We start from the raw sequence: 24,014 nt of genomic DNA on the forward strand, positions 1-24,014 counted from the left end.
CCCAATGAGGTATCGGACGACGGTGGCCGTCATTGGGCTCATCGCGCTCGCAGTCATGCCGGGGTGTTCTGCGACGCCGTCCGACTCGTGGCACCTGCGGCCGCTGAGTCTGAGCCGCGCTGCCGACGTTGTGCCTGCGACGGCGAGCGACCTGTTTGTTCCGGTGTCACTGGCGGCGGACGCTGCCGGCGGCGTATGGGCCACCAGTGGAAGCACGTGGACACACATCGACGCGGCAGGAGACGTCGATCGACAGTTCAGCTACGAGCCGTTCGAGCCCCCTTGGGTCATCGGCGCTGTCGATGTGGTCACTCCGACGCAACTCATCGCAGGCCGCACGTGGAGCGACGGCGGTTACTTCGGCGATCTCGTGCTCATCGACACGGTGACGCTCACGACGACGGAGCTCTCACACACCGAGCAGGCCGTCGGAGATCTGGTGGTGACAGGCCGTGAAGTGGTCTTCGTGAGCTACAAACAGGGCGAGACTGACACATTCGTGCTGAGGGCCGCGAACCTCGATGACGGGTCAGTAAGGGACGTGGTCTCTGTGCGCGGTGACGGCGCGACTGCCTCGATCGCCGACGATCCGGCCGGGAACGTCTACGTCGCCACTCGCGAGGCGGTCTACTCGCTCTCGCCGGACGCCGAAGCAGTCGAGACACTCGTCACGTACGTCAGTCCCGCACCGCAGGTCGTTGCAAGCTCGTCTGGCACCTTGGCCTGGGTTGCGATGCCGGGTGCCCAGGAGGAGACCTCCTACGTCATTGACGGCGGCTCGAGTCGTGCCCGTGAAATCATCGAGGCCCAAGCGGGCTGCGACACTTCGCGCCTGATGATCGGAAGGCCTAATGCTGAAGTGAGTCTCGGCGCGCTCTGCAATCCGAGCAGCATGGCGTGGCTGTCAGACGGCCGCCTCGTCGTCTCTGTCGGATCTGAAGGCGGAGCACCGATCGTCGTCGTTGCTCCTCCCGATCTCTAGGGGTGCGTGCGCTGCCCAACTGTCGAGCTGGCTGTCGTCAACAGCGGCCACTCGAGACGATGAGCTAAGCGACGTCGCCTAGCGCACGAGTCGACGGATCCTCACTCGCCGAACGACTCGGTGTCGCTGTCGGTCGTTTGGGGGACGCCCGCTGCGGGCTAGGTGAACAGTTGGTGAAGCCTCCCGTTTGCGTCAACATGCGAACTTCGCTCGCTGGATATCGTCAGAGGCGCACGAACGTGCATCTTCATATTTGGGGGAATGACAACATGAACGGAAACCGTACGCGTCGCAGTTGGTCGGTGAAGATCGCCGCAGGCTTCGCTATTGCAGCGGGAGTGGTTGCACTCTCGGTGACGCCCGCGACCGCAGTGGAAGTGCTGACGGGCGGCGCCAACTGCGGCAACTACTACGCAAACATCACGTCCACAAGTACGGGTCAGACGGAGCAGCGTCACTTCGGTGTTGGAGGCGCGGTGGCGTCGGCCTATTGGTACAACCCGACTTCAACGTTCCGCATCTCCGCCAAGTTCACGAACCTGACGCAGGGGCGCGTGTACTCCGACATGGTGATTGCGTCGGCCGGCCGGTCCTGCGACTACTAAGCACGGTGTCTGGCTTCACTACCGTACGGTCGCTGGGTCGTGGCGCTCTGCTGGCGGTTGCATCGACGGTTCTTGTACTGAATCTCGGCGCCTGCTCCGCGCCCGCTTCCGACCCGGCGCCGTCTCCATCGGGGCACGGGGCCCCGGAGGCGTCGTGGGCGGATCAGCAGTGGGAGCGTGCCGTTCAATCTGCCCCTGACCTGACGGACGGCGAAAGGCCCGACGTCGTCGAGGTTCGCACGATTGAGCCCAGCGAGGTGGGACGGGTGATGACGGAGTGCCTGCATGCCGCTGGCTTCCTGGACGTCGAGCTCACTCCTGATGGAGAGGGCTACACGACCTCGGCCGCTAACGCAGCCGAGGCCAAGGCTCTGGCGGTCGCGCAGTATGCATGTTGGGTGCAGTACCCGATCGACCCGAAGTACACGAAGCCGCTTACCGACGATCAGGTCAAGGCGCTCTTCGCGTACTTCGCCGGACCGTTGAGTGATTGCCTTCGCGAGCAGGGGTACGTACCTTCAACGCCGCCGAGCGAAGCCTCGTTCGTGGAAGCGTACAGTTCGGGCAACGCCTGGAATCCTCTGAATGAGGTGCTTGCTTCGCTTAGCCAGCAGGGTGAGATCCTGGCGCTCTCGCAGGCGTGCCCCAGTGTTCCCGAAGGACTGTATGGGTGAAGCAACCACGGTGAGCACGCGTCGTCCTTGGGCGCGCGTGCTCACCGTGGTTCTCGTCGTGGTGGTCGCCTCCGCTGCGGCATTCGCGGGTGGGTGGGCGCTCCGCGAGCTCGCAGCCCCCGTCGTCGTGGACGCTGCGGCGCCCGTCGTCTACGTGCCGATAGCAGAGGGCGAGGTGAAGTCCACGGTCACACTTGGCGCCACCAGCGCGTGGACTCGATCCGCCCTTGCCCCCAATAGTGCGGTTGGCGTCCTTACGTCGCTGCCAGAGGAAGGGCAGGAAGTGGCGGAGGGGAGCGTCCTGTACACCGTCGACCTTCGGCCGATCGTACTGGGCGTCGGCAGCATTCCGATGTTTCGGGACCTCGTTGAGGGTGCCTCGGGTGACGACGTTGAGCAGCTTCAAGCATTCCTGAGCAGACTCGGTTACTTCAACGCAACTCCGGACGGCGAGTTCGGAGGGCTTACCACTCGTGCAGTATCAATGTGGCAGCACGACCTCGGTGTTGAACGCACCTCGACCGTCAGGCGTGGTGACATCTTGTTCACCTCAGACGCGACTCTGCGTGTGGTGCGGACTGCGGACATGTCGGTGGGCGCCAATCTCTCGGGCGGCGAGGCGGTGCTGGAACGTCTCTCCCCGCAGCCCGAGATCTACTTGACGCTCACCGAGTCGCAGAAGTCCGTCGTGGCAGCGGGCATGCGAGTGATGATCGCCGACGCTGCCGGCGGGCAACGAGAGGGCACGGTGGGTGAGATCCGACCGGATCTGACCGATCCGACCAGAAGCCGCGCAATCCTGCTATCTGCAGACGGTGGACCGCTGTGCGCCGACTTCTGCGGAGCCCCCGGCACGGAGTCCTCATTCCTTGTCCAGGTGTACCAGGCGGGGCCGGTTTCTGGTCTCACAGTGCCCTCGACCGTGATCCGCACCAGTGGAACCGGGGAGACATTCGTTGTCGGCGAGGCGGGCCAGGACTTGCCGGTCACCGTTCTGCTGGCTGCGTCCGGTACCGCGGTGATTGAAGGCGATGGGCTCAGCGTCGGAATGCAGATCGCGGTGCCCGATGGGCGATGAGGTACTCGTCGCCCACGATGTCCGGTTCGCGTATCGGCCAAGCCTTCCACCCGTCATCGACGGCTTCAACGCGTCCTTCCGTCGAGGGAGCATGACGGCTGTTACCGGGAGAAGCGGGGTCGGGAAGTCGTCGCTTCTGTTCTTGCTTGGTCTCATGCTGTCGCCGGACAGCGGGGAGCTCACGATTCTGGGTGAACCGACGTCCACCACTTCCGACGCGTACCGCGCTCGCTTACGAGCGAGCCGCTTCGGGTTCGTCTTCCAAGACAGCTGCCTCGACCCTCGTCGCACGGTTTTGGACAACGTCCTTCAACCACTGGCCTTCCGTGGCGCGCGTCGAGCTGAGTGGAAGACGCGTGCGAGAGACCTGCTGGATCGGGTGGGCGTCAGCGTTCCCGTGGATAGGCGGCCTGGGGAGGTCTCTGGAGGCCAAGCGCAACGAATCGCACTGTGTCGCGCACTGTTGGCCGAGCCCGACATTGTTCTTGCCGACGAGCCCACAGGTAATCTCGACGCACGATCGGCCGCCGACGTCATGGGTGCGCTCAGATCCCGCGCGGAGGCCGGCTCCGCGGTCGTGATAGTCACGCATAGCGCGGAGGTGGAAGGACTCTGCGACGAGACGATCCATCTGGGCGGAGCGATGACGTGAGGGCTCTGCTCGGTGAGGCCGTACGCGATCTGCGATCACATGCAGGAACCGCCCTTGCCAGTGCTTTGGTCATTGCTGGGGTCGTTTTCGTAGTCTGTCTCACGTATGGCCGCGCTGTCGTTGCAGCACAGGACGCGCTTGCTATCGCCGATTCCGCTGCCACGCGAACGATCGCCGTTCAGGTTTCGCCGGGCACCGCCGTTCCCCTGAGCCAGGTGCGCAGTCTCGCGTCAGCATCGTCTGTAGGCACTGCACTCCTGCTGGGGCCTACACGCGACGTTCGTAGCGCATCTGCTGCCGGAACTCCGGTCGCGATGCGTGACTGTCTCCACGCAGTGGGCATGAGCTGCGATAACGACGCCGCCATCCCCATTGCCGTCGCATCCGCAGAAACCATCAAGGAGATGGGGTACGTGGACGGATTCGGCCCGATCGCTGACGGCGTGACGACCTTCAATCTGGAACCGAGTGACAGCACGCTCTTCGGTGTTGGGGGCCCGCTCGAAGGACAGATCGTGGCAGCGACCGCATCCGGCGCATCGAACTCTACCGACCCGTCCGTCGCGCTCATCGTGCTGCGGACAGTGTCAGCAACGGCAGTTGAACCCACTCTCTCCCTCGTGAGAGGCGCCTTCTCGGGTGTCGACCCGACCAGTTACACGATCGATGCACGCACCGACGTCATCGAGGCCGCCCAATCGGTCGATCAGAGCTTGCTTCAGAACACGCGCACTCAAGCTGCGCTGGCGCTCGGCGTGGCTGCGGCGATGGTCGCAGTATCCGAGTTCTCGGTGGCGCGGTCTCGCCGCAAACTAACCGGCCTTAAGCGGGCGCTGGGGGCAACACGCCTGCAGATCGCGGCTAGTGCCTGTTTCTCTGCTGCAATCTACGCACTGGCCGGCGTCTTGGCGGGGTGTGCGACAGCGGTGCTCTACAGCCTCCTCTCGGAGACTCCGCTACCCCCGATCTCGTTCATCGCCGCGACGTGCATCGTCGCCGTCCTGACTGTCGTTTCAGCTGCGCTGCTTCCTGCCATCTACTCGAGCGCGCGCCAACCGGCACGCGAACTGCGCACACCATGAAGCACGCCCCGGCTTGGCCCGAACGACCTACAGAACGTCTGTCTCCCAGCCCGCGAGCCTCAGCAAGGACTCCGCGTTGAACTCGGCTTCACCGTGGGTGATCCGCTGGCCATAGCGGTCGGTGTATGCACGTATGAGGACCTTCACGTTCTCCACTTCCTTCGCGCGGCGCGCGGTCGCTCGCGCCAGTTTCTGCTCGCTCAGCGCCGCGTCGGTGGGGTCGTAAGGCCAGTGTCGGAGTCGTTCGACCCGGAGAATCTCCGCGCGCAGGGCGTAGACGTGGGCCCAGAGTCGGGAGAGGAGCTCTTCGTGCTCAGCAGCATCCTTGCTTGAGACATCACCGACTCGGATAACCGGTGTATCACCACTCGCCTCCAAGGGAGGCGGAGCCGCACGATCGCGAGGGATGTAGTTCTGCGAATCGCGATGCAGCTGCCAGGCTAGTGCCGCGAGGATTTCGGGTTCTACTTGCTTTCGGAAATGCTCGGCGCCGCGGTCAATGACAGTGGCTGCGGCCTGTCGGCGTTTCGTGAGGTTCAGACCCCTGGTCCCGGGGGCGAGGCCAAACACGATCCTTGCCGCCGGTGCGAGTTTGTCGTCTGGGTAGTGAACGAGGAGACGGGCGAGGAGCTCGTCGAGCGCCTTCACACGGCTGAGTCGGTCGGACGGATCGACGCTACGTGCAGCGACGCCGCGAAGCCCAAGCAACGTGTCGTCCGCGAACGACGGCCCGACGGGAAGCCCGTCGGCGGCAATCTGTCGAAGCGCCTCCGCGATCTCGCCGACCTCCGGAGGAACGTCGTGTGTAATCACCCTGCTCCGTTCGATCCGGCCTGAAGCGAGCGTAGCCAGAGACTGCCCACATTCTGACCTCTCAAATGCCCACAGTTCCAGCGGAGACTCCTACCCGCGGCTCGGACCCGAGTCGCGAAACCCTAGGAGAGAGGCTCCGGTATGAACATCACGGAACTGATGCCGACTCGCAGCGCCCCGCTGTCGGGCGGAGCAGGCGGACTTACTCAGATGAGCATCGGTATGCAGAAGCTGACCCGCCGCGAGGTCGAGCACGTCCAGTCGCGGGCGATGGTCGCGAAGCTCGTCGAGGATGGGCGGGCATACCTCGCAAACACCATGCTCGAGCACGTGGGCGCCTTGACAGCGCTCGAGCAGCACCTGATCACCGTGGCGCCGCTCGGCGAGGCGCGGTATCGCGAGATCGTTGACAGCTACACGATCGGGGCAGGCGCGGCGCTCCGGCGGTGGGGTCAGTGATCATCGGCATCCTGGCGCTCACTGCACTGTTGCTCCTCCTCGTCGCCTGCACGGTGTACTACATCGGTATCGGAATCTGGAACGGCTGGGCCTGGCTCGTGGACTGGATCATGGCGCGCCGCCGGGCGCGGATCGAAGCAGAACTCGACCGGAAGCAGGAGGAGCTTCGCGAAGCAGTTCTGCGCCTCGCTGGAGCTCTCAGCACCGAGGCGCACGATGCCCGTCGGGCGCTGATCCGCGAGTCTTACCTCGCCTCCGGGCGTCTGCCGGAGCAGAAGTAGGCGACCGTCAACGTGGGGGCCGCCGCCCTCGCCGCTACGCGGCCCCCACGTTGATTTCTTCAACCTCACTTAACAACCCCGAACATGCACGATCGGACGGTTTACGTCCGGTCCCTCGTCCGTCATAACTCAGGGCAGCAGTCTCGGGCTCCGTTCGCGCCATGACGTCTTCGTCATGCATCGACGTTCGTCGCGCCCACAAAAGAGGCGGCTGCCAAAAGGAGGACTCAAATGACCAACAACACCAACACCACGCCGGACCCCGACCCGCCGGTCGAATCGCCGCGCAAGAGGTACCAAGCGCTCATCGTCGACGCACCCTGGCCCACAGGCCAGTCCGGGAAATACGGGGCCGCGAGCAAGTACCCGCTCATGACGCTCGACGCCATCGCCGCGATGCCCATCGGTGACCTCGCAGACGATAACGCGCACGTCTACTTCTGGTGCTATCCGTCCACACGCCACGTCGCGGAAGACATCTTGCGCGGCTGGGGATTCCGCTTCGTCGACGAGTTCGTCTGGGGCAAAGACCAAATGGGCCTCGGCCAGTACTTCCGCCATGCCCACGAAACGCTGCTGCTCGGCGTAAAGGGGAAGCTGCCCGTCCGGTTCAAGGGCCAGCGCAGCTTCGCGATGCTGCCCCGTCAGGACCACTCGCACAAGCCCGAGGAGATCCACCAGATGGTGATGCGCATGAGCCCCGGGCCCTACCTGGAACTCTTCGCTCGTCGACCGTTCCCTGGCTGGGACGTCTGGGGCAACCAGGTGGAGAGCGATATCTGCATTCCGGGCTACCCCGTGCCTAGCGACATCAAGGTCGACATCCCCGGCGATACCGCCGTCATCAACGACGAGGAGGCCGCCAATGCCTAATCGACTCCGCCGCCTCAACCGTCCTTCTCATATCCCGAATGGAGTGCACCATGTCCTCTTCCGACCGTGGCCCGCTGGAGACCGCGAAGGCCGTCGCCTGGAGCGTGTTCCTCGTCGCGCTACTTCTCTTCAGAGCCGTCTGGCTCGTTCAACAGGTCTGGGTGTGGCTGCTCGTCCTCCTCGTCGTCGTCCTGCTCGTGGGCTGGTTGGTGTGGTGGCTGCGAGCGCGCCGCGACCGCTGGTGACCCCATCACACGTGAACGGAGCCCACCGATGAGCCGGTCATCGTCACCGAAGCGGGGGCGCGGACGTCCGCCCCGCCAGTACCGCATCCGTGTCCGCGGAGAACGTCGCGAGCATCCGGACTACGACGCGCTCGCCCGCGCCCTCCTCGAGCACGCTGCCATAGAGGAAGCCGAGCGCCGCGACAAGGTCTCCGACAGCACCGCCACCGCGACGACCACGAAGATCGACGGTCTCAACACCTCAGTCGCCGACAACGCGATCGATGGGGATGCCGATGACTGAATCCTGGCGTCAGTTGCACTGGCCGCGCCCCTTCGACGCCGCCACCGCTCTCGGCTTCCTTGAGACGCTCGCCGCCGACGAAGCCCGTGGGCCGCTCGTGTTCGAAGCCCGCGCCGAAGGTGGCACCATCCGTCATCTGATGGGCGGGCACCGCACCACGGTCGCTGGCGTCAGCAGCAGCCTGCGGCGTCTCCTGCCTGGCGTCACCGTGACGGATCTGGAATCCGACCGCGTGCCGGTGGAACGGGCCGGGCGCGTGCGGATTCGTCAGCGGAACCTCGGTCTCAGCCTCGACACTACCGGAGCTGCCCTCCGCGCCCTCTACGCCGCCCTGTCAGGGGCAGTCGGGAAGGGGGACGTGCTGGTGCTACAAGTCATCCTCGGCGCCAGCGTTCCGCCGCAGCCGCTGCCGGCCTCGACGCCGGATCCGAACCTGAGCTTGTTCGACCTCATCATGAAGGGCAGCCGCCAGGCGCCGTTGGAGGTTCGGGCGGATCTGCGCGACAAGCTGGCTCAGTATCGGTTCCGCGCCACCATCCGTATCGGCGTCACCGCTGCCAGCCCCGTCCGACGTCGCCTCCTCGTCCACGCCGTCCTCGCCGCGCTACGACAGCTCCAAACGGGGTCGACCCGGATCGACCTCGCCTCCGACAGCCCCAAGCTGGTCGACGAAGCCGTCATCCCCGCGAAGAAGCCGCTGCGCCTCACCGCGGCCGAAGCCCTCTGCCTCGTAGGCTGGCCCACCGGCGATACCGCGCTCCCCGGCATGCCGTCGATCTACCCGCGACTCATCGCCCCACCCGCAGGCTTCACACCAAGCAGCGAGCGGGTGTTTGCCACCACCGACGCCCCCGGCCCGAGCCGTCCTGTCGGGATCTCGATGAAGGATGCCGTCCGGCACAGCCATGTCATGGGGCCCAACGGCGTCGGCAAGAGCACCGTGCTCCTCAACCTCATCGCCGCAGATGTCGCCGCGGGCCGAAGCGTTGTGGTCATCGATGCCAAACGCGACCTCGCCATGGACGTCCTTACCGTCATCCCTGAGGCGCGCTCGGGCGACGTTGTTGTCCTCGACCCGATCTCCCCCGAACCGGTCGGGCTGAACCCCTTCGCAGGAGCCGGCGACCAAGCGCCGCTCGTCGCTGACCGCCTCCTTTCCGTGTTCCGCGGTCTCTTCCCGTCGGCGTTCGGCCCACGTACCAGCGATGCTGTCCACGCTTCACTCCTGACGCTCGCTGGGCGGGAAGGTTCGACCTTGGCGAACCTCCCGCGCCTGCTCACCGACGCCCCGTACCGGCGCAGCTTCACGAAGACCGTTGTCGACCCGTCGTTGGTCGAGTTCTGGGCGCAGTACGACGCGATGAGCGCCGGAGCACGCTCGGCCATGATCGGCCCCGTCCTGACCCGCCTGCGCCAGTTCTTGCTTCGCCCCTCCATCCGCGCAGTACTCGATCAGGCAGCGCCGCGCTTCGACCTGCACGACCTTTTCGACAAGCCCCGCATTCTCGTGGTGCCGCTGAACAGAGGGCTCTTGGGGCCTGTTGCGGCAGAGCTGGTCGGTTCGCTGCTGGTCAGCCAGCTGTGGCAACAAACGCTCGCCCGCGCCGACGTGCCGAAGGAGCAGCGCCGCCCCGTCTCGATCTACCTCGACGAGGCGCAGATGTTCGTGAAGCACGAATCCGACCTCGGCGAAGCCCTGGAGCAATCTCGCTCGATGAACGTCGCCTGGCATCTAGCTCATCAGCACCGCGCCCAGATGCCCACGAACCTGCTCGCCGGCATCGCCGCCAACTCCCGCAACAAGATCCAGTTCCAGGCCGACCCCGCTGACGCCGCCGCCGTCACGAAGCACTCCGCCCTCACCCCGGAGGACGTCATGAAGCTGCCGCCGTTCCACGTCTACGTCGACCTCATGAGTGGTGGGGTGCAGTCTGGCTGGTTCTCAGCGGTCACCCTGCCGCCACCGGTTGCGATCTCCAACCCCGACGCCGTCCTGGCCGAAAGCCGCGCCCGTTACGGGGCCATTCCGACGGCAGCCGAGACGCCCGGCGCGGTGGCCACGGAGGGCGATGGCCACGGAGTGATGTCTGAACAACTGCAGATCGAAGAGAGTGATGCCGACACCGACGAGCCCATCGGTCGACGCCGAAAGGCCCGCCCATGACTACCCAACTCAAAGTCATCAGAAGAGGGGAACGGTGTCCGATCGCTCGTCCGTTCGACCGTCCGATCGCTGACACTTCCACCCAGCCTTTCCCGCGTCTTTCTGCGGCTCATGGCCCCAGTTGGGAGCGGACTACTCCGCCCTTGGCGGAGTCCCTGGACGCCCGCCAACCGGCCGAGTCCCTGTCGAGCACTACCCGTGACGCAAAGGGGCGCTCATGACAATGCGCCTGCCCCGCACCGGAGCCGGACCGTCGAAGCTGCTCCTGCTGCGATCCGAGCTCCTGCCCCGCGACGAAGACATCCTGACGTTCCTCAACCGGCACCGCTACGCCACCACCACCCAGCTCAGAGACGTCTTCTTCGCCGAGCACGCCACCCCAACCGCCGGCACTCGCGCCTGCATTCGCGTCCTCCACCGGCTGCTGCACCATCGGCTCGTCGCCCGCCTCGAGCGCCGCGTCGGCGGCAGCGTCCGGGGGTCTGCCGCCAGCATCTGGTATCTCGATGCGCCTGGCGAACGCCTCACCAGGCCGGAAGGCGCCCGCCGCCGCCGCTTCGCCGCCGTGTCCACACCCTTCCTGGCCCACACCCTCGCCGTCACGGAGACGCACGTCACCGTGATCCGCCACGCTCGCACTGGCGCGTTCAGTATCGGACGCATCGACGGCGAGCCCGACTCCTGGCGCCCGTTCGTCACCCGAGGCGGGACGGCCACGATCCTCAAGCCCGACCTCTACGCCCACCTCACCACCCCTGACTACGACGACCACTGGTACGTCGAGTTCGACCTCGGCACCGAGAGCCTGCCCGTCCTGCTCGCCAAGTGCCGTACCTACGCCGCCTACAAGGCCACCGGCCAGGCCCAGGCGGAACATGGGGTCTTCCCCCGGGTGCTCTGGCTTCTGCCCGCAGCGGCGCGCGTGGCCCGCCTCCGGGCCGCCATCCAGGCCGCCGCAGAGCTGGACGACCGATTGTTCGTCTGCGCGACGACCGACCAGCTCACCACGGTGCTCGACGACCCTGAGGCCCACCTGGTGATGACACCCGATACCCAGGAGAGGAGTACCCGATGAGCCCCGAAGTACCACCACCGGCAGACCGACGTCCGGAGGACCACTCCTGGAAAGACGACCGATTCGGACCCGAGGAAGCCGCCGTCATCGACGGAACACTCACCACCATCGATGACCCCGACCAAGCCCTGCGGGTGCTGCGGCTTACCAAAGAAGCGGGAGCAGGGTTCGCCGCCTACCTCCTCCTTCACGACACCGACGTCGCCACCAAGAACCTCGAGGAGGTCTTCTACCGCACCTACGTCGACGCCTGGGAGCAGTTCAGCCACTTCCGCCACGACGTCCTCGAAGGACTCGGCTGGCTGGACGCCGTAAAGGACGTCATCAGAACCCAGGGCATTCCCGAAGACCACCTCATCTGGAACTACGCGGCGATCGACAAGCAGATCCTCGACATCTACGACGTCGTCCGTCTCGACGGCTGGTGGCACGCGTTCTACAAGTAATCCCGCACTCACCGCATCCCTCACGCGATCGACAAGGATCGAGAGTTTTCCCCAGGTCAGTGATGCAAAAACCACGTCACCATGCATCTCGACATAAGAGGTGAAGTGAGCGTAAATCAAGGAGCTAAGTCCGCCGAAAGCGGGCAGAAAAGGAGAACAACATGACACAACAAGAACAGAACCCTCACCGCGAGGAGAACACCGTCCATCTACGCAACCAGGCAGTAGAGAAGTCGCCCCTACTCGTGGGGACGAAGCGACCCATTGCCGTCGACAGCTACTTCGCCCAGGCCCTCAGAGCGATTACATCGGGGTTGCTGGAAGCCGAAGCGGAAGAACACGGACGCTTGATCCGCGAAGGCAAGGCTCGCGCAAAGGCAGCGCGCCTCGCCGCACAGCGGGACAGCGTCACACCCACGAAAGCGAGCGCCTCACGCCCATGAGCAGTGACCTCGAACCGCGCACGGCGTCTGGACGTCGCCGCACCTCATTCGCTGGCTGGGAGCACCTCCTCGGCCTCGACGGATCTGCTCCGCCGGAGTTCGATCTCGGCATCCAGGGCCAAGCGGTCCTGTACCTCCGCGTATCGACTCCTCGGCAGATGCTCACTGCGATCGACATCGACGCCGACGGGAACTCCATCGCAACCCAGCGCGAGCTGTGCTTGGTTCGGGCGAAGCGGGTCAACGCCCCCGTCATAAAGGAGTTTCTGGAGCCAGGCAACTCGGCGCAGTCGATCGGCAAGCGTCCTGTGTTCCGAGAGCTTCTGCGCTACGTCGAGGAACACCCTGAGGTGGCGTACGTCGTGATTTACATGCGCTCGCGTGCCTTCAGGAATGCCGGTGACGCGGCGATCACGAAGCGCATCCTCGCTGGCATGGGCGTCAAGCTCATCTCCGCGAAGGAAGACTTCGGCGACGGCTACATGGCAGAGGCCATGGAAGCCGTCACGGACATCGTGAACGAAGTTCAGGTCCGCCAGAGCGGTGAGGACATTAAGCAGAAGCTGCTCAACAAGGCGAAGAACGGCGGCACCGTCGGTCGCGCCAAGCTCGGCTACATCAACGATCGCAAGGACTTCGACGGGCGCCTCGTCAACACGATCAGCATCGACGAACAACGCGCGCCACTCATCCGCTGGGCCTTCGAGCAGTACGCGACCGGCGAGTACAGCACCTCAAAGCTGGCCGCCATGCTCGCCGAACAGGGACTCACGACCCGCAAGTCCAGTAAGTGGCCCGAGCGTCCGCTCTCACGCAGCCAACTCGGTCAGATCCTCCGCGACCCTTACTACCTCGGCATGGTCACCTTCAAAGGACACGTCTACCCGGGGCGACACGAGGCACTCATCACCCCAGAGCTCTTCGACCGGGTCCAACAGGTCATCGACGCCCGCGTGAAGAGGGGACAACGTGACCGCGTCCACAACCACTTCGCCCGCGGCATGCTGCACTGCGGCCGCTGCCACGACGCCGGGCGCGAGCACCGCCTCATCTTCGCCGAGGCCAAGAATCACGCCAATCAGGTCTACGAGTACTTCCTCTGCCGAGGACGCCAAGACGGTCTCTGCGACCTGCCCTACCTCCCGACGAACGAACTTGAGCGCGCGCTGACCCGGGAGTTCGCCAGCCTCCGCCTCTCCCCCGACGCCATCGACGAAGCGAAAGGGAAAGTGCAAGCAGCACTCAACCACGTCCTCTCCCGTCACGCCGAGCAACGTGCGCGCTTGCAGAAGGAACTCAAGAAGCTCGACGTCCAAGAAGAACGCCTCGTCGACCTCGCAGCCGACGGAGCGCTCGCCACCGACAAGCTCCGCACTCGGCTCCGAGATTTGCAGGTGAAGAAGCACGAGATCCGTACCAGCCTGGACACCACTACCGAGTCGCTCCAGCAGCGCACCGAGATGGTGCTCAGCTACCTCGACCTGATGGCCCGACCCGATGCCCTCTTCATTGCAGCGACCGGCGCGGTCAAGCGCAAGCTCCTCGCCGCGTTCTTCTCCCGCATCTGGGTGGACGACGACGTCCACCAGTCCACAGTCGCCCGCGAGTTCCAACCGCTCGTCGCTGACATCCGCGACGCTGTGCTCAACAGTCCCAGCATGCCCGCCAATACAAGAAGCGCCGGAGAAAACTCCGGCGCTTCTGGATCCGAACACCTAGACCATTATCTCAAGGTCATTTGTTCGAGTATGAGTACTTTGGTAGCAGGAGCGGGGCTTGAACCCGCGACCTCACGATTATGAGTCGTGCGCTCTCACCAACTGAGCTACCCTGCCGCGACGTTCCGGCGGCGGACCACCGGATGCTGCGAGCCCCGAGTCAGGATTGAACTGACGACCCCTTCCTTACCATGGAAGTGCTCTGCCACTGAGCTATCGGGGCGCTGCCCGGAGCAATCCGGGCAACCAGAAAAGAATATCAGAGCCCAGGGCCCCGACGAAACACGGTCGGTCAGCCGCCGGCGTGCTGACGCAGCCACGGCAGCGGGTCGATCGCCGTCGTGCCGTTGTCGAGAACCTCGAAATGCAGGTGCGCACCGAACGAGTGGCCCGTGTCGCCCACACGACCGATGAACTGGCCCACCTTCACGGTGTCGCCGGTCTTCACCTGCAGCGAGCCGTACTGCATGTGGCCGTAGCGGGTCGAGACGAGCTTGCCGTCGATGACGTGATCGATGATGATCATCACGCCGTACCCGCCGCCGCTCTCCGTCGCGGTGCGCACGACGCCGTCGGCGACAGCCTGGATCTCGGCACCCTCGCCCGGCGTGAAGTCCAGGCCCTCGTGCATCGTGCCGTCACGCATCCCGAAGCCGTAGCTGATCGAGACGCCCACCTTGAACGGCCACTGGATGGGGCTGTTCGCGTTGTTGGTGAAGAAGTTCGAGTAGTGCGTGATGCCCGACTCGGCGGCGAGCTCCGCGGTCGACGCCGTGGAGTAGTCGCTGCGGTTCAAGGCGGTGACCTGCGCATCGGCCGGAGCCACGTACGCCTGGATCTCGTCGCTCGACAGCGCGCTGGAGGTGCCGGCTTTCGAACCGGTCGCGATCGAGACGGATGCGGCGGCGGAGTTGCCCGCACCCGAGACCGCCTCGGCGGGCGTCGTCATGCCGATCGCCAGCAGCCCGACGATTCCCATGGCACCGACAGTGGCGGATGCGGCCGTCGCACGCTTGAACGCCGCACCGCTGAAGCGGCGACGCTTCGCGGGAGCCGCCTCGGCGACCTCCGCCGCTGCGACGGGTTCATCGGCGATCGCGGCCGCGGCAACCTGGATGGGGGTCTCACCCGTGAAGGAGAAGAGCCGGGCAGCGGCCTCGAACTCGTCGGCGATCGCGTGCGCTTCGGCCTCGTCGGCGAGAACCGCCTCGGCGAACACACGCGCCTCGTCGTCGAGATCCGCCGCGACATCCGCGACGGGCAACTCGGCGGGGCCCGCCTCGGTCTCCGAGACGACCGACACGGTGTCGACGACCGGCAGGGCGACCGGTTCGTCGTCGATGGCGTCCAGCGCGACGTCGATGGGCGTCGCCGCGGCGACGGAGGCCTGGACGAGCGAACGGGCACGGCGGCGGGTCAGCGGCGCCTCAGCGGCGGGAGCCTCGGGCCCCGATACCGACAGCGTGACGTCGGCGGCCGCGACCGGCTCCGCAGGCATCGACAACGTGACCTCTGCGGCAGCGACCGGCTCCGGCACGACCTCGAGCACCAGCTCGGGCTCGGCGACGGGCGTCTCGGCGCGCTGCGCCGACCAGACCGGCGCGGGGCGCGCCGCCGCCTGGCGCGCGCGGAGCTGTGCGCGGGTGAGCGGAGCGACCGCATCCGAGGTCCCTGAAGAAGCCGCCTCAGTCGTGCGGTTCCGGCCGGAGCGTCGCGTGGGAGCGGTCTCCGCCTGGGGATCTAGGGGGGTCAAAACGTAGTCAGCCTCGGTCTCGGTCGCACGGGCAGCGACAGGGAAAACGGAAGGAGGTGCTCATCCTCGTTCGGGCGACGAAGATAACGAATAGGTAAACACTACAACCCGGAGCCTGAGAATGCCATGCGCGCGCATCAGTCTTCGAGGCGGGCGAGCAGAGCTGCGAACAGCCCCGGTGCCGCCGCGATCGTCATCTCGCGGTCGGCGCGCTTGCCGCCGAGTCCCGCCACGACCCCGCCGGCTTCCGCGACGATGAGGGCCCCTGCCGCGTGGTCCCACGGCCACAGACCCTTCTCGTAGTAGCCGTCGATGCGGCCGGCCGCGACACCGGTCAGATCCAGCGAGGCCGCACCGATTCTGCGTAGGTCGCGCGCGAGCGGCATCACCCCGGCGAGGCGCTCGAGCGCCGGCGCGTGGGTCGCCGGGTCGTATCCGAAGCCCGTGGCCAGCAGCGCACCCGCATCCGACGGCTCGGCGACGCGCAGCATCCGCTCGCCCTCGATCGACGACACGAGCCGCGCTCCTTCGCCCCTCGCCGCGGTGAAGAGCTCATCGACGGCGGGGTTGTAGACGGCGCCAGCCAACGCCTCCCACTGCTGCGGGTCGGGCTCCCCCGACACGGCCGCGATGCTCACGGCATAGGCCGGGATGCCGTAGGCGTAGTTGACGGTGCCGTCGATCGGGTCCACGACCCACGTGATGCCGGAGGAGGATGCGGCCACGCCGCCCTCCTCACCGAGGAAGCCGTCGTCGGGACGCGCCGCCGCGAGACGCTCACGCACCAGCTGCTCGACCTCGCGATCAGCGTCGGTCACGATGTCCGCCAGCGCAGACTTGGTTGCGGCGATCTGCACACCTTCGCGGCGCCGCCGGGCGGCGAGCGCCCCCGCCTCCTTCGCGACCTCGATGGCGAGCGATTGCAGATCCAGAGCGGAAGGCATGCTCCCACGCTACCGTCGCGCCGGGCGAGGGTCGGCCGTTAGCGTGGCGGCATGACCGTCATCGCACCGACCCATGACGTCGTGATCGTCGGCGGGGGCCACAACGCCCTCGTCGCCGCCGCCTACCTCGCCCGCGCCGGACGCTCGGTCGTGGTGCTGGAGCGCCTCGACCACACCGGAGGAGCGGCCGTCTCGGAATCTCCGTGGGCCGGCGTCTCGGCACGACTGTCGCGATACTCCTACCTCGTGAGCCTGCTGCCCGCCCGCATCGTCGACGACCTCGGACTGCGCCTGACCCTGCGGCGCCGGCGCTATTCCTCGTACACGCCCGACCCGGCCGACCCGGCGCGCGGCGTGCTCGTCGACACCGCTGACGCGCAGGCGACGGATGCGAGCTTCCGCCGCGCGACGGGCAGCGCCGTGGAGTCGGATCGCTACCGGCGGCTGAACGCGCGGCTCGCACCGCTGGCGCGTACGGTCTTCCCCTCCATGACCGAGCCACTGCCCACCGCATCCGCTCTGCGCACGGCGCTCGGCGACGACGCGCTGTGGGATGCGGTCACGACGCAGCCGCTGGGGACGCTGCTGCGGGAGAGTCTGGACACCGATCTCGCGCGCGGCATCGCGCTGACCGACGGACTCATCGGCACGTTCTCACACGCCGACGATCCTTCGCTGCGGCAGAACCGCTGCTACCTGTACCACGTGATCGGCGGCGGCACCGGGGACTGGGACGTGCCGGTCGGCGGGATGGGACACGTCAGCGCGGAGCTGGAGCGCGCCGCGCGCAACGCCGGCGCCGACATCCGCATCGGCGCCCCGGTCACGAGCGTGAGCCCCGACGGCGAAGTGCGCTACGGCGGGGAGGATGCGGGGGTCGTCACCGGGCGGCTCGTGCTCTCCGCCGTCGGGCCGGCCGTGCTCGACCACTTGCTCGCCGGGGCGGGGGCCGACGCCCCGCAACGACCCGAGCCTGAGGGCGCGCAGGTCAAGGTCAACATGCTTCTGCGCCGGCTCCCCCGACTCCACGACCGCCACGTCGCACCGGAGGCGGCGTTCGCGGGGACGTTCCACGTCAACGAGACGATGACCCAGCTGGACACCGCGTACACGGAGGCGGTCGCCGGCCGCATTCCCGACCCGCTGCCGGCCGAGATCTACTGCCACTCCCTCACCGATCGCTCGATCCTGGGGCCGGAGCTGCGCGAGGCCGGCGCGCAGACGCTCACCCTGTTCGGACTTCAGGTGCCGCATCGGCTCCTGAACGGCGCGGACCCCGACGCGATGCGCGCCACCCTGCTGGCGGCCGCGGAGCGCTCACTCGAGTCCGTGCTCGCCGAGCCTCTCGCCGACTGCATCTGGGAGACCCCGACCGGTGCGCCCTGCATCGAAGCGCGCACCACCGCGGACCTCGAGGAGTCGCTGGGCATGACCGGCGGCGACATCTTCCACGGTCCGCTGTCATGGCCGTGGCGTGAGGACGAGGCGGATGCGGCCTCCCCCGCCGAGACATGGGGCGTCGACACGGCACATTCCCGCATCCTCCGCTGCGGCTCCAGCGCCGCGCGCGGCGGCGCCGTCAGCGGCCTGGGCGGTCACAACGCGGCGATGGCCGCGCTCGCGCTGTTGCCCGGCTGATCACATGTAGGCGCTCCACACAGATCGCAGAGCCGGGCTGCGGGGTACGGCTGCTCAGCGCGGGGGCAGCGGCGGCGGGGGCGGGAAGCCCTCGTAGCCGGGCGCCGCGGGCGGCTCCGACGGCGTGACCGGCGCTGCGGATGCGGGCGGCTGGGAGCCGTACGCCGCCTCCACTGTGGGCGAGACCGCCGACGGCGCCTGGTGCCAACCCGTCGGGTATCCCGTGTAGTACGCCTGCCAGTCGGGCGAGCCGTCGGGGAGGGCCGGCAGCGGGGTGACGCGGTCGGCATAGGTCGGCCACGCCTGCGGAGCGGCGACCGGCCAGGTCGCAGGCGCCGCCTGGGGGCGCGGCGTCTTGGGGCCGAACAGCAGGTTGACCAGCGGAACCAGGGCGGTGCCGACGGCGGCCAGGATGGTCACGGCCACGACGATGCGCCAGTACACGTCGAAGAAGTCGACCCACTCCTGGATCGTCAGCGGCAGCACGAGCAGCACGACGAGGGCTGCGACGAGGCCGACGGTCACGTATCCGACGATGCGGTTGAACAGGGTGGGCACGCGCACGATGGCCTTGGTGTACAGACGCACGTGGAGCACCGCGAGCTGCACGATCAGCACGATCAACAGGAACGAGAGGAATCGCGTGAAGCTGGTGAGCCCCTCGCCGTAGCGGTATGCGTCGAAGGAGGGCCGCTCCGGCATCCAGATGAGGAAGGCGCCGACGATGAGGATCAGCACCCACGCGATCATGCTCGTCAGCACGAACCATCCGGGGCGCCTGGGAGCGAGGTGCGCGTCGAGGATCGAGACGCCGGCGAAGGCGGCGAGCAGGAAGATCGTGAGGAAGGCGCGTCCGACGATGCCGTTCTGAGAGCCGATGAGCACCCAGACGACGCTCACGAGCGCCGCGGCGATCAGAGCGCCGATGGCGACCCAGATGCCGGCCCGTACGAGACGGTTCGGGCTCGACGACTCGGTGGTCGGCGCGGCGGACGGTGCGACGGGCGGTTGCGGCGCGGACATCACGGCTCCCTTCGCGGGCGCCCCTCGCCCGCCCCCTCATCCTGGCATGCCAGCCCGATCCGCCGAGGAGGGTTGCGGGCGGCATGGAGTCCACCCCTAGGCTCGGTCACATGACGCCGAAGGGGGAAGGCGACCGCAGACAGGTGCGAAACACCGTCGCCGCGGCGACCCTGCTCACCGCGGGCACGCTCGCCCTCATCTGGTTCGCCGCCGTTCCGGTGGGATCCGGCGTATGCCCGGCCAGCGATCCGCCACCCACGAACTGTTGGGCGTCGTACCGGGCGGGAAGCGGCGTCGTCGCCTCACTCCTCACCCTTGTGCTCTACGCGGTCGCGGTGCTCATCGCGCTGCGGGGCACGAGCACTCAGCGCCGGCTGACCGTCGCGATCGTGGCGCTACTCGCTCTCATGCCCGCCGCCTCCTTCGTCGCGGTCGCGTTCTCACCCGGATTCACGATCGGCGCCGCATCCGACTCCGCGCCCCTCGGTCGATGGGAGGCGGACGGTGACGACGAGGTCCACCTGACATTCCTCCAGGACGGCACCTTCGGCGGATACGACGGCTGCAACGCGGTCGGCGGAGGGTGGGTCCTGTCGGAAGACACGGTCGTGTTCCGCGATGTCGGGCAGACACTCGTCGCCTGCGCGGAGACGACCGATCGACTCGGCGCCATGCGCAACGCCGTCGTCGACGGCGACAGCCTGCAGCTCTTCGACCGCGACGGCGCGCTGACGAACACACTCACTCGAGCGGGGCGCTGATTGCGGGAACGAGAAACGCCCCCACGAGGGGGGGCGCTTCTCACAGATGGTGGCGAGTGAGGGATTCGAACCCCCGAAGGCTACGCCGGCTGATTTACAGTCAGATCCCTTTGGCCGCTTGGGTAACTCGCCAAGTGCGCACCTGCCCAGCTTGTACAGTCGACCAGAGGCGCGATCTCCGATACTACCCCCTCGCCGACGTACTCAGAAATCCGCGGCGGGCCCGCGCGCGGCGGTTCAGGAGCCCTGATCGAGTCCCGACAGCGCGGAGGGCAGGCGCAGCAGCGCACCCTCGAAACGGCAGGTCGCGGCGGCGACTTCCATCGCCGTGTCCACCAGCGTCACCCACGCGGCTTCGTCACTCGGATGCTCGGACAGCAGCGACGCGACGGCGGAGGAGAGCACCGCATCGCCCGCCCCCATCGTGTCGATGATGGCACCGGGGACGGAGGCGATCGGGCGTTCGATCGCGACCGCATCCGTGACGACGCCCGCACCCTGCGCACCGCGCGTGGTCAGCACGGCCACCGCGCCGAGCTCCCGCATCCGGTCGCGCACGGTGTCGAGCGGCGCCGAGTACAGCAGCTCCGCGTCGTCGTCGCCGATCTTCACGAGGTCGGCGAGCGCGGCGAGCTCCTCGAAGCCCGCGACGAATGCGGCGCGATCGTGCATCATGCCCTCGCGCGGGTTCGGGTCGACCGCGAGCAGCCCGTCGGCGGCGCGCACCGCATCCGCGAGCTCGGCGGCCTGCGCCGCGTCGTCGAACGGGAAGCAGCTGACGACCGTGATCGCCGCATCCTGAATGACGCGACGCTCCTCGTCGCCGAAGTGGATGCGGCGGTTCCACGCCGCCTCGTTGAACACGTAGACCGGCTCCCCGCCTGCGTTGCGGGTGCTCACCGCGCGCGACGAGCCGTGCGGCGACGGGGTCGCCACCAGCTCGACGCCGAAGTCGTCGAGATAGGCGCGGATGCGGTCGCCGGGCTCGTCGTCGCCGACCATCGCGATCAGCGTGGTCGGAAGCCCCAGCCGGGCCAACCCGACGGCCACGTTCAGGGCCGCTCCCCCGACGAACTCGCGCACGCCGGCGTCGTCGCGCAACTCGTCGATCAGCGCATCTCCGATGACGACGACCCGTCCTGCTGCGGTCATGCCTGTTCCCCCTTCACGCGCCCGACGAACGCTTCAGCCCGTGCGCGTGTGCCATCGATACGGCGATCGACGCTCGCCCGGATCTCGCTCGGTGCGAGAGGGGCCGCCAACCGCACGGTCTCGTGGCACGACAGGTCGGCGCACATGTACGTGCCCACACTGTCACCGCTTTCGCCCGCCTCGCCCGCTCGGCGCGCGGTGAACAGCGCGACCTGATCTCCGGGCTGCATCGTGTGGCACAGGTTGCACATCGCCGACCGTGCGCGACCGTTGCCCTCCGCGGCGCGAAGCACCACACCCGCCGGACGACCCTCGGACTCGGTCACGAGGTAGCCCCGGCCGCGCGAGCGCGGGTCACGCCACGCCAGGAAGTCCAGGTGGTCCCAGTCGGTGAGCAAGAAGTCGTGCGGCATGGCAGCCACCCGGACTTCATCCGGCGCGGCGTTCACGAACGACTCGCGCACCTGTTCCTCCGTCAGAGCCCGCATGACACAAGTCTACGAATCGGCGCGGACGCCGGATGCGGGCCGCATCCGCCCGTGGAAGAATCGCGGCATGGCAGATTCCTCGTTCGACATCGTTTCCAAGATCGATCGGCAGGAGGCCGACAACGCCCTGAACCAGGCCCGCAAGGAAGTGGAGCAGCGCTACGACTTCAAGGGCACGGACGCCTCCATCGAGTGGAGCGGCGAGTCGATCCTCATCAAGGCCAACAGCGAAGACCGTGCGAACGCGGTGCTGGATGTCTTCCAGACCAAGCTCATCAAGCGCGGCATCTCGCTCAAGAGCCTGGAGTCGGGCGAGCCCACCGCCAGCGGCAAGGAGTACCGCATCGTCTCGACGCTGAAGGAAGGCATCTCGCAGGAGATCGCGAAGAAGATCGGCAAGATCATCCGCGACGAGGGCCCCAAGAGCGTCAAATCCCAGATCCAGGGTGACGAACTGCGCGTGCAGTCGAAGTCCCGCGACGACCTGCAGGAAGTCCAGCGGCTGCTGAAGGCCGCCGACCTCGACGTCGACCTGCAGTTCACCAACTACCGGTAACCGACGGCTGACGAACTTTCTCGTCACGGCCCGGCGGCTGCGACGTCTTCCTCGGTGACCGCACCTCGCGGCCACATCGAAAGGAAGACCATGACCTCTCCCGTCACCTCGCTCGACCAGCTGCCCGCCGAGTTCGCCCGCCGCTTCAACGCGCGCGACCTCACCGCCCTCACCGCGCTCAACACCCCCGGCGCCGTCTTCGTGCCGGCCCCGGGTCAGCCGGTCACGGGCGACGAGGCGGTCGCGGGCGCCCTGGAGCAGTTCCTCGCGATCGGCCTGCCGATCTCGATGACCGTGCGCAACGTGTTCGTCAACGGCGCCGTCGGCCTGGCGATCGCCGACTGGAAGCTCGAGGGAACCGCCGCCGACGGCAACCAGGTCTCGCTCGGCGGCAGCACGGCCGACGTCGCCGTCTACGACGACGAGCACGGCTGGTGCTACGCGATCGACAACCCGTTCGGCACCGTCTGAGCGTGAGGGGGCGGGGGTGGCGCTCGATCGCCGCCCCCGCTCACCGGCCGCGTAGGTAGGATTCTGCGCCATCCTCCGAACGAATGAACTCTCCTATGTCGTCAGCGTCCCCCATCCCGTCTGGCACGCACGCCGCCCTCGAGGCGATGATCCGCTCCGACCCGCAGCGACTGCGCCGGCGCTCGATCTCGCTGGGCATCGACCCGTCCGATGCGGACGATGTCGCGCAGGATGCGGTGATGCGCGCCTGGCGCGCGGTGGAACGCATCCACTCGCCCGAGCCCGGGCAGATGTGCTCGTGGCTGGACACGATCGCCCGGAACGCCGCCTACGACCTCGCCCGACAGCGACGCCGGCATCCGGTCGTTCCGATCGTCGACGACCGCAGCGACGACGCCGACACCGCCATCGACGTCGAAACGCGGCTCCTGCTCGCCGGCGCACTGTCGGCCATCAACGATCTCCCGGACGAACTTCGCCGGCCGCTTCTGCTGAGCGTCGTCGACGGCTTGTCCAGCACCCAGATCGCCGAGCGGCTGGGCCTGACCGCCGCCGCTGCGCGCCAGCGCGTGGCCCGCGCCCGCAAGGCACTCGCCGCGTGCCGCAAGGCGGGCATGGAGGAGGCGGGCTGAGAACCACCGCTCACCCCGCGTGAGAACGTCATGAGAGTCGTTTCACATTCTGCCGGGACCCGGTGAGGGGTGAGAGCCTGGGGCGAAGCAACACCGCGCGCCGGGGATGTTCGGGTCATCGTCGTCGCGTGAAGCGCGATGTCGTGTCGTGTAGCCCCTCCCCCTCGCGGGAGGGGCTTTCTCGTTGTTGGGCTCAGACCTGCAGTTTCAGGTCGGTGAGGCAGGTCGGGTCCTCGGGTCCGGTCGCGATGGACGAGACGGCGACCTCATCTCCGGCGCGCACGGTCAGCGTTGCCTCGATGCCGCGAGGCAGCCAGAAGCCGACGAATCCGTTGTCCGCCGCCACGAGAGTTTCATCGAGGATCGTGACGCCGGCGCCGTCGACCACCGTGACCTCGAACGCGCGTCCCCCGAGTTCGCCGCGACAGCTCGTCAGGTTGTGGAAGAAGCACTCGTGCGTCGAGACCTCGTACGGGGCTACCGACAGGTGGAACGAATCCTCGGGCAGGGGCTTATCGACCTCGCGGCCGTCGCCGGTGGTCAGCACCAGTGCGTCAGGGCGCACCGATGCCGAGTAGTCGGTCGCCCGATCGGAGACCGGAACCGCCTGCAGCGCGTCGATCGCCTGCACTGCGCTCATCGACTCGATCTCAGCGAAGGAGACGGCCGCGGATGGGACAGCGGGCGCTACAGGGCCGCTGCATGCGCTGAGCGCCGTCCCCG

At 67.2% G+C, this 24,014-nt stretch carries 28 protein-coding genes and 3 tRNA genes; 21 read left to right on the forward strand and 10 right to left on the reverse strand.

All coding sequences use genetic code 11. The features are described 5' to 3' along the window. Window positions 1-130: 130 nt before the first annotated feature. The 6 genes from SK224_RS01420 to SK224_RS01445 all read left to right on the forward strand — a co-directional run bounded on the left by SK224_RS01420 (window position 131) and on the right by SK224_RS01445 (window position 5,073). Window positions 131-982, forward strand: coding sequence for a hypothetical protein (locus tag SK224_RS01420; protein WP_320433065.1), 852 nt, complete (start codon window positions 131-133; stop codon window positions 980-982). A 269-nt stretch (window positions 983-1,251) separates the two neighbouring features. Beyond that, window positions 1,252-1,587, forward strand: a complete 336-nt coding sequence (locus SK224_RS01425) for a hypothetical protein (protein WP_320433066.1) — start codon at window positions 1,252-1,254, stop codon at window positions 1,585-1,587. 5 nt (window positions 1,588-1,592) lie between these two features. Continuing rightward, complete coding sequence (locus tag SK224_RS01430) at window positions 1,593-2,261, forward strand: hypothetical protein (protein ID WP_320433067.1); 669 nt, start codon at window positions 1,593-1,595, stop codon at window positions 2,259-2,261. A 10-nt stretch (window positions 2,262-2,271) separates the two neighbouring features. Next, window positions 2,272-3,339, forward strand: coding sequence for a peptidoglycan-binding domain-containing protein (locus tag SK224_RS01435; protein WP_320433068.1), 1,068 nt, complete (start codon window positions 2,272-2,274; stop codon window positions 3,337-3,339). Continuing rightward, window positions 3,329-3,991, forward strand: coding sequence for an ABC transporter ATP-binding protein (locus SK224_RS01440; protein ID WP_320433069.1), 663 nt, complete (start codon window positions 3,329-3,331; stop codon window positions 3,989-3,991). The genes SK224_RS01435 and SK224_RS01440 overlap by 11 nt, the downstream gene beginning before the upstream one ends. 341 nt (window positions 3,992-4,332) lie before the next feature. Continuing rightward, on the forward strand, window positions 4,333-5,073 hold the full coding sequence (locus SK224_RS01445) for an ABC transporter permease (protein WP_320433070.1): 741 nt from the start codon (window positions 4,333-4,335) through the stop codon (window positions 5,071-5,073). Window positions 5,074-5,100: 27 nt separating this feature from the next. Here SK224_RS01445 and SK224_RS01450 read toward each other — a convergent pair whose 3' ends face one another. After that, complete coding sequence (locus tag SK224_RS01450; protein ID WP_320433071.1) at window positions 5,101-5,886, reverse strand: hypothetical protein; 786 nt, start codon at window positions 5,884-5,886, stop codon at window positions 5,101-5,103. A 141-nt stretch (window positions 5,887-6,027) separates the two neighbouring features. Here SK224_RS01450 and SK224_RS01455 point away from each other — a divergent pair, with 141 nt between their 5' ends. From SK224_RS01455 to SK224_RS16760, 10 genes are all read left to right on the forward strand, one after another. After that, entirely contained in the window at window positions 6,028-6,345 is a 318-nt protein-coding gene (locus SK224_RS01455; protein WP_320433072.1) for a hypothetical protein, read from the forward strand. Then, window positions 6,342-6,626, forward strand: coding sequence for a hypothetical protein (locus SK224_RS01460; RefSeq protein WP_320433073.1), 285 nt, complete (start codon window positions 6,342-6,344; stop codon window positions 6,624-6,626). Before SK224_RS01455 ends, SK224_RS01460 begins: the two co-directional genes overlap by 4 nt. A 231-nt stretch (window positions 6,627-6,857) precedes the next feature. Then, complete coding sequence (locus SK224_RS01465) at window positions 6,858-7,499, forward strand: MT-A70 family methyltransferase (protein ID WP_320433074.1); 642 nt, start codon at window positions 6,858-6,860, stop codon at window positions 7,497-7,499. A gap of 50 nt (window positions 7,500-7,549) precedes the next feature. Then, complete coding sequence (locus tag SK224_RS01470) at window positions 7,550-7,744, forward strand: hypothetical protein (RefSeq protein ID WP_320433075.1); 195 nt, start codon at window positions 7,550-7,552, stop codon at window positions 7,742-7,744. Window positions 7,745-7,772: 28 nt separating this feature from the next. Beyond that, the gene (locus SK224_RS01475; RefSeq protein WP_320433076.1) at window positions 7,773-8,027 is read left to right on the forward strand and encodes a hypothetical protein; all 255 of its coding nucleotides are present in this window, start codon (window positions 7,773-7,775) and stop codon (window positions 8,025-8,027) included. Continuing rightward, window positions 8,020-10,191: a hypothetical protein gene (locus SK224_RS01480; RefSeq protein ID WP_320433077.1), complete on the forward strand. Its 2,172-nt coding sequence runs from the start codon at window positions 8,020-8,022 to the stop codon at window positions 10,189-10,191. Before SK224_RS01475 ends, SK224_RS01480 begins: the two co-directional genes overlap by 8 nt. A 217-nt stretch (window positions 10,192-10,408) precedes the next feature. Beyond that, a complete protein-coding gene (locus SK224_RS01485) occupies window positions 10,409-11,266 on the forward strand; it encodes a replication-relaxation family protein (protein WP_320433078.1) in 858 nt (285 codons plus the stop codon). Then, window positions 11,263-11,712 (forward strand): hypothetical protein, encoded by a 450-nt coding sequence (locus SK224_RS01490; protein ID WP_320433079.1) that lies wholly within the window; start codon window positions 11,263-11,265, stop codon window positions 11,710-11,712. Before SK224_RS01485 ends, SK224_RS01490 begins: the two co-directional genes overlap by 4 nt. A 161-nt stretch (window positions 11,713-11,873) precedes the next feature. Further along, window positions 11,874-12,155: a hypothetical protein gene (locus SK224_RS01495; protein ID WP_320433080.1), complete on the forward strand. Its 282-nt coding sequence runs from the start codon at window positions 11,874-11,876 to the stop codon at window positions 12,153-12,155. Window positions 12,156-12,313: 158 nt separating this feature from the next. Continuing rightward, window positions 12,314-13,957 (forward strand): recombinase family protein, encoded by a 1,644-nt coding sequence (locus tag SK224_RS16760; protein ID WP_413816756.1) that lies wholly within the window; start codon window positions 12,314-12,316, stop codon window positions 13,955-13,957. On the opposite strand, the gene SK224_RS01510 is transcribed toward SK224_RS16760, so the two are convergent. The 4 genes from SK224_RS01510 to SK224_RS01525 form a co-directional block, all read right to left on the reverse strand. Then, window positions 13,914-13,990, reverse strand: a tRNA-Met gene (locus tag SK224_RS01510). The genes SK224_RS16760 and SK224_RS01510 overlap by 44 nt on opposite strands. A 34-nt stretch (window positions 13,991-14,024) precedes the next feature. Beyond that, window positions 14,025-14,096, reverse strand: a tRNA-Thr gene (locus tag SK224_RS01515). Window positions 14,097-14,165: 69 nt separating this feature from the next. Next, complete coding sequence (locus SK224_RS01520) at window positions 14,166-15,626, reverse strand: M23 family metallopeptidase (protein ID WP_320433083.1); 1,461 nt, start codon at window positions 15,624-15,626, stop codon at window positions 14,166-14,168. 137 nt (window positions 15,627-15,763) lie between these two features. After that, complete coding sequence (locus SK224_RS01525) at window positions 15,764-16,570, reverse strand: inositol monophosphatase family protein (RefSeq protein ID WP_320433084.1); 807 nt, start codon at window positions 16,568-16,570, stop codon at window positions 15,764-15,766. A 51-nt stretch (window positions 16,571-16,621) separates the two neighbouring features. On the opposite strand from SK224_RS01525, the gene SK224_RS01530 reads away from it, so the two are divergent. After that, the gene (locus tag SK224_RS01530) at window positions 16,622-18,208 is read left to right on the forward strand and encodes an NAD(P)/FAD-dependent oxidoreductase (RefSeq protein WP_320433085.1); all 1,587 of its coding nucleotides are present in this window, start codon (window positions 16,622-16,624) and stop codon (window positions 18,206-18,208) included. Between the two features lie 54 nt (window positions 18,209-18,262). On the opposite strand, the gene SK224_RS01535 is transcribed toward SK224_RS01530, so the two are convergent. After that, window positions 18,263-19,231 carry a hypothetical protein gene (locus tag SK224_RS01535; protein WP_320433086.1) on the reverse strand — a complete coding sequence of 323 codons (969 nt, stop codon included), beginning with the start codon at window positions 19,229-19,231 and terminating at the stop codon, window positions 18,263-18,265. 110 nt (window positions 19,232-19,341) lie between these two features. Between SK224_RS01535 and SK224_RS01540 the strand changes: the two genes are divergently transcribed. Beyond that, window positions 19,342-19,992, forward strand: coding sequence for an META domain-containing protein (locus SK224_RS01540; protein ID WP_320433087.1), 651 nt, complete (start codon window positions 19,342-19,344; stop codon window positions 19,990-19,992). A gap of 47 nt (window positions 19,993-20,039) precedes the next feature. Here the strand turns inward: SK224_RS01540 and SK224_RS01545 are convergent. The 3 genes from SK224_RS01545 to SK224_RS01555 form a co-directional block, all read right to left on the reverse strand. Then, window positions 20,040-20,124 (reverse strand) — tRNA-Tyr (locus SK224_RS01545). Between the two features lie 105 nt (window positions 20,125-20,229). Next, window positions 20,230-21,144, reverse strand: coding sequence for a PfkB family carbohydrate kinase (locus SK224_RS01550; protein WP_320433088.1), 915 nt, complete (start codon window positions 21,142-21,144; stop codon window positions 20,230-20,232). Next, a complete protein-coding gene (locus SK224_RS01555) occupies window positions 21,141-21,632 on the reverse strand; it encodes an FBP domain-containing protein (RefSeq protein ID WP_320433089.1) in 492 nt (163 codons plus the stop codon). The genes SK224_RS01550 and SK224_RS01555 overlap by 4 nt, the downstream gene beginning before the upstream one ends. 67 nt (window positions 21,633-21,699) lie before the next feature. Between SK224_RS01555 and SK224_RS01560 the strand changes: the two genes are divergently transcribed. The 3 genes from SK224_RS01560 to SK224_RS01570 all read left to right on the forward strand — a co-directional run bounded on the left by SK224_RS01560 (window position 21,700) and on the right by SK224_RS01570 (window position 23,291). Next, a complete protein-coding gene (locus SK224_RS01560) occupies window positions 21,700-22,188 on the forward strand; it encodes a YajQ family cyclic di-GMP-binding protein (protein ID WP_137417904.1) in 489 nt (162 codons plus the stop codon). Window positions 22,189-22,278: 90 nt separating this feature from the next. Next, on the forward strand, window positions 22,279-22,659 hold the full coding sequence (locus tag SK224_RS01565) for a YybH family protein (RefSeq protein WP_320433090.1): 381 nt from the start codon (window positions 22,279-22,281) through the stop codon (window positions 22,657-22,659). A 95-nt stretch (window positions 22,660-22,754) separates the two neighbouring features. Continuing rightward, a complete protein-coding gene (locus SK224_RS01570; protein WP_320433091.1) occupies window positions 22,755-23,291 on the forward strand; it encodes a sigma-70 family RNA polymerase sigma factor in 537 nt (178 codons plus the stop codon). A 193-nt stretch (window positions 23,292-23,484) separates the two neighbouring features. Here the strand turns inward: SK224_RS01570 and SK224_RS01575 are convergent, their stop codons facing one another. Continuing rightward, complete coding sequence (locus tag SK224_RS01575; protein ID WP_320433092.1) at window positions 23,485-23,931, reverse strand: CueP family metal-binding protein; 447 nt, start codon at window positions 23,929-23,931, stop codon at window positions 23,485-23,487. Window positions 23,932-24,014 lie beyond the last annotated feature (83 nt).

The sequence above is a fragment of the Microbacterium sp. BG28 genome, from assembly GCF_034044005.1.
Taxonomy (GTDB): Bacteria; Actinomycetota; Actinomycetes; order Actinomycetales; family Microbacteriaceae; genus Microbacterium.

Bases quoted from the DNA above. Each gene is read 5' to 3' on its own strand.
- SK224_RS01425 (WP_320433066.1), top strand. From the start codon at position 1,252: ATGAACGGAAACCGTACGCGTCGCAGTTGGTCGGTGAAGATCGCCGCA.
- SK224_RS01440 (WP_320433069.1), top strand. From the start codon at position 3,329: ATGGGCGATGAGGTACTCGTCGCCCACGATGTCCGGTTCGCGTATCGG.
- SK224_RS01445 (WP_320433070.1), top strand. From the start codon at position 4,333: ATGAGCTGCGATAACGACGCCGCCATCCCCATTGCCGTCGCATCCGCA.
- SK224_RS01455 (WP_320433072.1), top strand. From the start codon at position 6,028: ATGAACATCACGGAACTGATGCCGACTCGCAGCGCCCCGCTGTCGGGC.
- SK224_RS01465 (WP_320433074.1), top strand. From the start codon at position 6,858: ATGACCAACAACACCAACACCACGCCGGACCCCGACCCGCCGGTCGAA.
- SK224_RS01470 (WP_320433075.1), top strand. From the start codon at position 7,550: ATGTCCTCTTCCGACCGTGGCCCGCTGGAGACCGCGAAGGCCGTCGCC.
- SK224_RS01475 (WP_320433076.1), top strand. From the start codon at position 7,773: ATGAGCCGGTCATCGTCACCGAAGCGGGGGCGCGGACGTCCGCCCCGC.
- SK224_RS01480 (WP_320433077.1), top strand. From the start codon at position 8,020: ATGACTGAATCCTGGCGTCAGTTGCACTGGCCGCGCCCCTTCGACGCC.
- SK224_RS01485 (WP_320433078.1), top strand. From the start codon at position 10,409: ATGACAATGCGCCTGCCCCGCACCGGAGCCGGACCGTCGAAGCTGCTC.
- SK224_RS01490 (WP_320433079.1), top strand. From the start codon at position 11,263: ATGAGCCCCGAAGTACCACCACCGGCAGACCGACGTCCGGAGGACCAC.
- SK224_RS01495 (WP_320433080.1), top strand. From the start codon at position 11,874: ATGACACAACAAGAACAGAACCCTCACCGCGAGGAGAACACCGTCCAT.
- SK224_RS16760 (WP_413816756.1), top strand. From the start codon at position 12,314: ATGCTCACTGCGATCGACATCGACGCCGACGGGAACTCCATCGCAACC.
- SK224_RS01525 (WP_320433084.1), bottom strand. From the start codon at position 16,570: ATGCCTTCCGCTCTGGATCTGCAATCGCTCGCCATCGAGGTCGCGAAG.
- SK224_RS01530 (WP_320433085.1), top strand. From the start codon at position 16,622: ATGACCGTCATCGCACCGACCCATGACGTCGTGATCGTCGGCGGGGGC.
- SK224_RS01535 (WP_320433086.1), bottom strand. From the start codon at position 19,231: ATGTCCGCGCCGCAACCGCCCGTCGCACCGTCCGCCGCGCCGACCACC.
- SK224_RS01540 (WP_320433087.1), top strand. From the start codon at position 19,342: ATGACGCCGAAGGGGGAAGGCGACCGCAGACAGGTGCGAAACACCGTC.
- SK224_RS01550 (WP_320433088.1), bottom strand. From the start codon at position 21,144: ATGACCGCAGCAGGACGGGTCGTCGTCATCGGAGATGCGCTGATCGAC.
- SK224_RS01555 (WP_320433089.1), bottom strand. From the start codon at position 21,632: ATGCGGGCTCTGACGGAGGAACAGGTGCGCGAGTCGTTCGTGAACGCC.
- SK224_RS01560 (WP_137417904.1), top strand. From the start codon at position 21,700: ATGGCAGATTCCTCGTTCGACATCGTTTCCAAGATCGATCGGCAGGAG.
- SK224_RS01565 (WP_320433090.1), top strand. From the start codon at position 22,279: ATGACCTCTCCCGTCACCTCGCTCGACCAGCTGCCCGCCGAGTTCGCC.
- SK224_RS01570 (WP_320433091.1), top strand. From the start codon at position 22,755: ATGTCGTCAGCGTCCCCCATCCCGTCTGGCACGCACGCCGCCCTCGAG.
- SK224_RS01575 (WP_320433092.1), bottom strand. From the start codon at position 23,931: ATGAGCGCAGTGCAGGCGATCGACGCGCTGCAGGCGGTTCCGGTCTCC.